The 8,691-nt window shown below is 41.1% G+C and carries 8 protein-coding genes; 3 read left to right on the top strand and 5 right to left on the bottom strand.

From position 1 onward, the window contains the following. Nucleotides 1-2 precede the first annotated feature (2 nt). From DSBG_RS16445 to DSBG_RS16455, 3 genes are all read left to right on the top strand, one after another. Nucleotides 3-2,132, top strand: a complete 2,130-nt coding sequence (locus DSBG_RS16445; RefSeq protein ID WP_068965345.1) for an RNA degradosome polyphosphate kinase — start codon at nt 3-5, stop codon at nt 2,130-2,132. A 74-nt stretch (nt 2,133-2,206) separates the two neighbouring features. Next, nucleotides 2,207-2,611, top strand: a complete 405-nt coding sequence (locus tag DSBG_RS16450; RefSeq protein ID WP_068965346.1) for a hypothetical protein — start codon at nt 2,207-2,209, stop codon at nt 2,609-2,611. A gap of 95 nt (nt 2,612-2,706) precedes the next feature. Continuing rightward, the gene (locus DSBG_RS16455) at nt 2,707-3,522 is read left to right on the top strand and encodes a PPK2 family polyphosphate kinase (RefSeq protein WP_068965347.1); all 816 of its coding nucleotides are present in this window, start codon (nt 2,707-2,709) and stop codon (nt 3,520-3,522) included. A gap of 90 nt (nt 3,523-3,612) precedes the next feature. Here the strand turns inward: DSBG_RS16455 and DSBG_RS16460 are convergent, their stop codons facing one another. The 5 genes from DSBG_RS16460 to DSBG_RS16480 form a co-directional block, all read right to left on the bottom strand. Then, nucleotides 3,613-4,785, bottom strand: coding sequence for an aminotransferase class I/II-fold pyridoxal phosphate-dependent enzyme (locus tag DSBG_RS16460; RefSeq protein ID WP_068965348.1), 1,173 nt, complete (start codon nt 4,783-4,785; stop codon nt 3,613-3,615). A 149-nt stretch (nt 4,786-4,934) separates the two neighbouring features. Then, nucleotides 4,935-6,077, bottom strand: coding sequence for an ABC transporter permease (locus DSBG_RS16465; RefSeq protein WP_068965349.1), 1,143 nt, complete (start codon nt 6,075-6,077; stop codon nt 4,935-4,937). Continuing rightward, complete coding sequence (locus DSBG_RS16470) at nt 6,077-6,850, bottom strand: ABC transporter ATP-binding protein (RefSeq protein ID WP_068965350.1); 774 nt, start codon at nt 6,848-6,850, stop codon at nt 6,077-6,079. The genes DSBG_RS16465 and DSBG_RS16470 overlap by 1 nt, the downstream gene beginning before the upstream one ends. A 13-nt stretch (nt 6,851-6,863) precedes the next feature. Further along, complete coding sequence (locus DSBG_RS16475) at nt 6,864-7,880, bottom strand: HlyD family secretion protein (protein ID WP_068965351.1); 1,017 nt, start codon at nt 7,878-7,880, stop codon at nt 6,864-6,866. Nucleotides 7,881-8,005: 125 nt separating this feature from the next. Continuing rightward, complete coding sequence (locus DSBG_RS16480) at nt 8,006-8,680, bottom strand: TetR/AcrR family transcriptional regulator (protein WP_068965352.1); 675 nt, start codon at nt 8,678-8,680, stop codon at nt 8,006-8,008. Nucleotides 8,681-8,691: the final 11 nt, after the last annotated feature.

Below are 8,691 nucleotides of genomic sequence, written 5' to 3' on the forward strand. Positions count from 1 at the left end.
AATTGAAGAATCATTCTTTTTCAGCCTTACATTTTTTCAATAGAGAACTCAGCTGGCTAGAATTTAATGAAAGAGTTTTAGAAGAGGCTCAAGATATAAATAATCCTCTTTTTGAACGATTAAAATTTCTTTCAATCGTGGGTTCTAATTTGGATGAATTCTTTATGATTCGGGTAGCATCCTTACAGGGTATTGTCGAAGCCAACTACATAAAAATTGACCCTTCCGGTCTTACACCGAATGAACAAGTTGATAGAATATCCGTTAGAACCCATAAACTAGTCTTCGACATGTACAATTGTTATAACCGTTCCTTAAAAAAGGCACTCAAGAAAGCAGATATTCAATTTATTAAAACTAAGGATTTAAACAATATCCAACTTGATTTTATTCGAGAGTATTACACAAATAATGTTTTTCCAGTTCTAACGCCTATGGTTGTTAATAAGAATCAGCCTTTTCCTTTGATCCTAAATAAAACTTTAAATATTTCATTATTATTAGAGGATACCACTAACCATGACAACCTATTATTTGGAACAATACAAGTTCCTTCAGTACTAAATCGACTAGTTGAAATTCCTTCCTTAGATTCAAAAAAATCCTTTATCCTATTGGAGGAAATTATTAAATTAAATCTAACAACCTTATTTGATAATCACAACATCCTATCAACAGGGTGCTATCGCATTACTAGAAATGCCTTTTTAGATGTGGCTGAAGATGAATCAGAAGATCTTTTAACTGCCGTGCAATTATCCCTCAAGCAAAGAAAATGGGGTAGTGCAATTCGCCTAGAAATTGAACATGGTATCAATCCCATGATTCTTAGAATATTAGAAGAAGAATTAGAGATTTCTGCCGAAGCAGTATATAAAATCAGCGGGCCAATTGATCTAACCTTTTTAATGAAATTAAGTGGGTTAAAGGGTTATGACTCCTTACGATACGAGCCCATCAAGCCAAACGTCTATAGCACCCTTTCTGACGAGGATAATATATTCCAATCAATTTCTAAACAAGATATTTTATTGCATCATCCCTATGACTCCTTTGATATGATTGTCGATCTCGTCAAAGAAGCTGCCGAAGACCCTAATGTTCTGGCAATCAAACAAACACTTTATAGGGTAAGCGGTAATTCTCCTATTGTCGAAGCCTTAGCTCAGGCTGCTGACAACGGTAAACAGGTTACCGTTCTCTTAGAGTTAAAAGCGCGCTTTGATGAACAAAATAATATAACTTGGGCAAAGAAACTTGAAACTGCAGGTTGCCATGTCATTTACGGACTTGTCGGATTAAAAACTCATTGTAAAATCTTATTAATTGTACGACGTGAAGATGGTGTAATTAAACGATACGTCCACCTTGGGACAGGCAATTATAATGATGTTACCGCAAAATTATATACAGATTTAGGTTTATTAACAGCTAACCCTTATTTTGGAGCAGATGCTTCTGCTATTTTCAATACACTATCCGGTTGTTCCAGCCCATCTCATCTTTATAAAATGACACTTGCGCCAATTAACCTGCGGAAAAAGTTTTTAGATTTAATACATAAAGAAACTGAATACGCAAGATTAGGCAAACAAGCTAGAATTATTGCTAAGCTGAATTCTTTGGTTGATACAGAAATAATAGAGGCCCTTTATAATGCCTCCTCGGCCGGAGTAACGATTGACTTGATTGTCCGTGGCATATGCTGCCTTCGCCCTAATATCCCCTTCATTAGCGAGCGTATTACGGTGAGAAGCATTGTTGGAAGGTTTCTGGAGCATAGTCGAATTTATTATTTTTACGGAGATGGTGAAGAGCTAATTTTCCTTTCCAGTGCTGATTTGATGAAACGAAATTTAAATAGAAGGGTTGAGCTTTTATTTCCGGTTGAGGATCCTAAGGCTCGCGAAAAAGTCATGAATGTCTTAAGCTTAGCCTTACAGGATACCTGTAAATCAAGAGTTTTAAATCTGGACGGCACCTACAATAAAATAGATAAAAGAGGAAAGGAAACGATCAATAGTCAGGAAATCTTTCTTAATCCTTACTTTGGCAAAACTGCTTCAGATGAGGTAGCTCTTTTTCGTTCAAAATTTGTACCTGTTATCTCCTATAATGAAATTGAATCATAATTTTTCAGGAAATAAGATACATTCCAAACAAGAAGCGTTTTGTATAATTCCGAGATCTAAATGGAGGTTAAATTATGCTAAAGAAAACTGCTGGTCGTTTAGATGAGCATGAGCTAACTCATGAAATTACTGCGTTACCCGGAACTGAAAATGAGATTGTACCTCTTCCGGTAACTGAAACTGAACACGGAGCTTTACCCTTGATTGAAGCTGAAGTAGCAACCTCCTTGGACGAAGACAACAAGGAATACCCTGCTATAAAAATCCTTGAGCTTAAAGTAGCAGAATTAGAAGATAAGTATCTTAAACTTCAAACAGAACTAAACATTCTTCTTAAGAATAAGAAGAAAAAAAGAGGAGATAAGGAAAAAAAAGGTAAAGTTAAATGTAAATGCAAGGGTAAAATGGTTGATATCTCTAAATGCAAGTGCAAAAGCAAGAAACTCGCTAAAGAAGATTCTAAAAAGAAGGATAATTAGATTTTACTCTTTTTTAGAATCTCTAGAATCTCTAGAATCACTTGCTTCAATTTACATTCCAATCTTTACTTTGTTGTATTATAAAGGAGTACTCAATGTTGAAAAACTTTACAATTAACTCCAATAAGAAGATCAGTTTAAAGGATTTCAGTCCAACTGATACGGATCGCTTAGAGAAGAAGGATGTTCAACAAGAATATACTAGATTACAAGAAAGGTTCATTGAACTTCAAGAAGTCTTCTATGCCTCTAAGAAATTTAGTCTACTCATAATATTACAGGGCATGGATTGTAGTGGTAAGGATGGCACTGTTAAAAAGGCACTTGCCGGTGTGAATCCGAGTGGATTTGTTGTTCAAAGCTTCAAGCAGCCAACCCCAGAGGAATTGGAGCATGACTACCTTTGGAGGGCCCACAAAGCAACGCCGCCAAAAGGCAATATAACAGTGTTTAACCGCTCATACTATGAAGATGTCCTTGTAACTCGAGTCCACGAAACGATCGATGATCAGACTGCCATGACTAGATTTAAGGAAATAACAGCGTTTGAAAAATATCTGGCAAACAATGGAACGCTTATCTTAAAATTCTTTTTGCATATATCAAAAGAATTCCAGCAAAGAAAACTCCTCAACAGATTAGAGACGCCTGAAAAACACTGGAAGTTCTCTATGGCAGATCTTGCAGAGAGAAAGTTCTGGGATGAATATCAAAAATGTTATGATGACGTGCTTTCTAATTGTAGTACTGAACAAGCACCTTGGTATGTTGTCCCTGCAGATCACAGATGGTTTAGAGACTACATTATTCTACAGAGAATAGTAATGACATTAGAGGACCTGAAGCTGGAGTTCCCGAGAATTAACGGAACTATCGCACAGTTAATCAAAGAAATTAAGGAAAGTAATTAGTTGGGTACAATAAAGGGAGTTGTATACCATTTTAGAAAATGTGTATACAACTCTCCTTAAAGCCTGTTTGTTTTGCTAGTTGTTTTCAACTTATTGACAATTCTTTAAAAACTGTTGGATCCGCCTAACGGCTTCCTGCAGAACGTTTTCATCTTGAACCATCGCTATACGTACATATCCTTCACCATAATCCCCAAAAGCCAGTCCTGGCACTACAATCACACCCGCTTCGCGAGCCAACTTAAACGCAAAGGCAACGGAATCTTGCTTAGTAGGCACAGGTGCCCAGATAAACATTGAACCCTGTGGGTTTGGCATGTTCCAACCAGCTGACGCACAACCCTCTATCAAGATATCCCGTCTTCGCTGATAAGCGTTCCGATTTTCTTCAATTGAGTCTTTTTCAGAGCTGAGCGCATAAGCTCCCGCTGTCAATACCGGGCGAAATACTCCATAGTCAATATTCGATTTGACTTGAGCAAGATTTCTAATAACGTCAGCATTTCCTACTACGAACCCTAAACGTGCTCCCGCCAAATTATATGTCTTGGAGACGGAGTGGAATTCAATTCCAACTTCTTTTGCCCCTTTAGCTTGTAAAAAGCTTACAGGCCTATAGCCTTCAAACGCCAATTCGGAATAAGCTGCATCGTGACAGATGAGCAGATCATATTCTTTCGCAAAGGCCACGACTTCCTCAAAAAATGAAAGTGGTGCCACAGCCGCGGTGGGGTTATTCGGATAATTTAAGAACATTAGCTTTGCTTTCCGGGCCAGATCAGGATTAATCTGCCGTAGGTCTGGCAAAAATCCATTCTCCTCCAAAAGCGGCACGGCAACTTTCTCGCCGCCTGCCAACATTAGACCTGCTGTATAAATCGGATATCCGGGGTCCGGGATCAGGGCTAGATCGCCGGGGTCGATATACGCTAAATAAATATGGGCTAACCCATCCTGAGAACCCATGAGAGGCAAAACCTCTGTTTCGGGATTCAAGTCTACCCCAAATCGTTCTTGGTACCACTCAGCACAAGCTCTTCGAAAATCGTCTGTTCCACGAGTCAGAGTATATCCATATTGGGAATCATCAAGAACCGTTTGACTAAGAATCTTTCGAATTTCTAAGGCTGGTGCTCGGTCTGGACTTCCAATACTAAGATTAATTAAATGTTTTCCTTCTTTTTCTAGTTCACGTTTCAAATTGTCCATTTCGCTAAAAACCGACGCTCCTAAACTGTCTAGACGTTTCGATGGTACTAGCATATCTCCACTCCATCCCCTAATGCTTAGTTTCATATTGTTTTTTGCTTATTATTTTTTTAGAGGCACCTGCCTATATACCATTATAATATAACATCTTCTTATGCTAACCGCTTGTCAAATCACAAAAAATTCATGATATGAAACATTTACTAATCCAAGTTCTTTTTGAATTTCTTGGCTGCGATAGCCAAAAGGATAATTGCAAACGCACATAAAGTTAGTGTGTCCTGCCAAAGGTACTCGATCCCTACACCTTTGAGGAAGATTCCTCGCACGATTTTCAGAAAATAAGTCAGAGGCAATAACCCACCCATGATTTGTAGCAGCTTGGGCATAGTTTCCCGGGGAAAAATAAAGCCCGACAAGAGGATAGAAGGCAAAATCAAGATGAACGTCATTTGCATCGCCTGTAGCTGAGTCTTAGCGATGCTGGAGATCAAGAGACCGATGGCTAGAATCGTAATCAGGAAAATAGTCGATAAAAGGATAAGGAGCGGAATGCTTCCGATGGGCATAACTCCGAACCAGAAAATCCCTGTAGCTAGAATCAGGGATAGGGAAACAAATCCGATAAATACAAAGGGAAGCAGCTTCCCTAAAAGCAATTCCAGGGAACGGATAGGAGTCACGACCAATTGCTCCATGGTGCCGCGTTCTTTTTCCCGCACAATGGAAAAGGAGGTCAACATGGCTATCACGTTTTGCAGGATCAGACCGATTAGAGCAGGAATGTTAAAAACCATGGATTTCATGTCCGGGTTGTACCAGACCCTAGTCTCAATATTAAGTGGCATGCTTATACCTGTAGCAGTCCCCATGGCGACGAGGCGTTCACTCTGAAGCTGCAATGATTTATCCAGTCCGAGCATTTGAAATGCGGTCATGACTGCCCGAGCTACAGTTGGATCAGATCCGTCAACTAAAACTTGAACGTTGGCCTGTTTGTCCCCTTGCAAATTTTTTCCGAAATCGGGAGGGATAATAACCGCTGCCCTAGCTTTACCGCTGTCCAGATACCCTTCAATCTGCGTATAACCTTCAACGAAATTATCAGGATCCAAGTATTGGGTATTACGCACAGAGGTGATAAAATTTCTGCTATCTGCATTTCGTGATTGATCCCAAACCACAGTTGGCAGATGCTCCACATCTGTATTCACCGCATAACCAAATAAGAGGAGCATCCCCAGCGGCATAGCAATAGCCATAACTAAGCTTGCCCGGTCACGACGGATGTGGATGAATTCTTTTTTCAAGACCGCAATAAAACGCACCCAGGAAAATCGCTGCATTAGCCTCGACCTCCTTTTTTAATCATACGGTTACGAGGGTCGTCTTGAGCTTCATGTTCGACATAATAGACAAAAAGATCGTCCAAATTATCTTTCGCTTCTTTTTTCTTCATATCATCAGGCGAACCAAAGGCAATTAAGCGCCCATAAAAGACAAAGCCCAAGTAATCACAGCTTTCCGCTTCATCCATGTAGTGAGTACTCACCAAAACGGTCATTCCTTCTTTAGCTAGCTGATGGATCAAATTCCAGAAAACTCGTCGGGAAACTGGGTCCACTCCGGCTGTCGGTTCATCAAGTACCAAGAGTTGTGGATTATGCAATAAAGCGCACGCCAAGGCCACCCTTTGCTTCCAGCCACCAGAAAGGGAAGAGACTAACTGTGCTGTTCGCTCTTGCAGGCCGATCCGTTCAATTACTTGCGTTTTCTGGGTCTGGGCTATTTTTCCCCGAAGATTGTATACCCCGGCATAAAAATCAATGTTCTCGTTAACTGTTAGGTCATCATATAGGCTAAACTTTTGGGACATATAACCGATCCGCTGTTTGATTTCCTCTGGTTGAGTCAAGACGTCGAAACTAAGCACGGTAGCTTTACCCTCTGTAGGCATCAGAACTCCACACAACATGCGAATGATTGTTGTCTTTCCTGCACCGTTCGGTCCAACAAAACCCATAATTGCTCCATGAGGAAGTTGAAACGTTACCCCTTGAACCGCTGTATACGCCCCAAATCGTTTGACTAAGCCCTGGCAATCAATGGCCAGATTCATTTGCCTCACTCCTCTATTGCAGGGTTACGTCCGCTGGCATACCCGCTTTTATCTGGTCTTTACCTTCGGAAATACTAATTTTGACTGCATAGACAGTCGTCGTTCTTTCTTCTTTCGTTTGCACGTTCTTAGGAGTGAATTCCGCCTGGTCACTGACGTATTGAATTTGGCCTTTGAACTTTTTATCAGGGTAAGAATCCACAGCGATAAAAGCGGTCCCCCCCACTTTTGCCTGATTCAACTTAGCTTCTGGAATGTAGATCTTGATCCACAGGTCATTAGTGTCAAGGATCGTGACTAGCGAAGTACCAGGATTGACTACTTGACCTGACTCAACATGTTTATAGAGAACCTGCCCACTGGCCGGGCTCTTAATGGTTAGTTTACTGATACTCATTTCAGCTGCTTTCACAGACTGAGCTGTGATATCTACAGCCGCTTTCTGGGCCTGGATCGTTGGTTGGGTGTTACCCGCCTGAGCTTGGTCCAGGCTCGCCTGAGCAGCCTTAACGTTGGCTTGGGCACCCGCATACTGAGCTTTGAGTGTGTCACATTTATTTTGCTGAGCATCTAGAATCTGTTTACTAATTGCACCACTCTCGTAGAGTTTTTGATCAATCGCCAGATTATTCTCTTCAAATTGCAGATTCTGGGCCACACCAGCTGCACTGGCATTTACCTGGGCCAACAGATCCTCAAGACGTCGGATTTCTTCCGCGCGCGCCCCTCCCAAAAGGTCGTTAAGTTTGGCTTGGGCCTGGGCCTGTTGGCTTTTCGCTGTATCTAACGAAATTTTCGCCTGACTATCGTCTAGCTTAGCGATAATGTCGCCCGTTTTGATGGCCTGTCCTTCATGAATTGGTAGGTTGACGATCCTCCCTCCCAGCTCCGGCTGCACAGGAAGTTCTGTTCCTTCGATCGTTCCGGAATAAGTGTTTGTGTCAACAGCGCGATTAAAGTACCGATTACCCAAGACAGCTAGGCTTATAAGGACAAGAACAACGACGATGGTAACAATTTTCTTTCTCATGGTTTCTCCTCCTGCTCCTTTTTCGTGGATCGTGGTTCGAGATTTGAAATTTTAGATTTGAGATTCATTGGTTCGAATACCGAAGATTAAAACCAAGCTTCGTCGTTCGAACATCGAATATCTAATTATCGAACATCGACTTGGGCTCCCCTCAGGAAAAGGTCTACTATCGCTTTGAGTTCTTGCCGATTGTCGTGGTCTTGCTCACGTTCCGGAAATAAAGAACGCGACACGAAATGAGCGGCAGCTGCTCCCACTATCGTACGCATCATTGTCCAAACATCCAGGTCATCACGCAATTCACCTTTACTTTGACGCTGCTTTAAAAATGATAGAAAAGATTCCTGAACCTTTTTCACCACATTGTTAAGTAAGACATCTCTGAGTTCGGGGTGAAAATTAGCTTCAATGATGACGATACGCAGTACAGGCCATAAGGCGGTAATATGCTTTTGTCGATCTTCGATAACGAGCATGAGTACGTCTTCAATGGGTAAATTATCATATTGCAAGACGAGGTCATGCAGAGAATTTGCCGCTCCAGGACCAATAAAATTTTGCATCAGTGGAATTAGCGTAGCCAACAAGATCTCTTTCTTAGTTTTAAAGTGACGAAAGACGGTTCCTTCCGCCACCCCTGCCACCTTAGCAATCTCACTGGTGGTAGAGGCACTGTATCCTTTTTCGGTGAAAACTGTAAGGGCAGCTTTAAGTATTTTCCATTGTTTGTCCGTCAATTCTTCATATAGTTGTTCATCACCTGTCCAGGAATGTTGAAAAATGGGTACGTGATCAGACATAATTTAATCCC

Origin of the sequence: Desulfosporosinus cupriresistens, assembly GCF_001707885.1 — a bacterium.
Classification (GTDB): Bacteria; Bacillota; Desulfitobacteriia; order Desulfitobacteriales; family Desulfitobacteriaceae; genus Desulfosporosinus.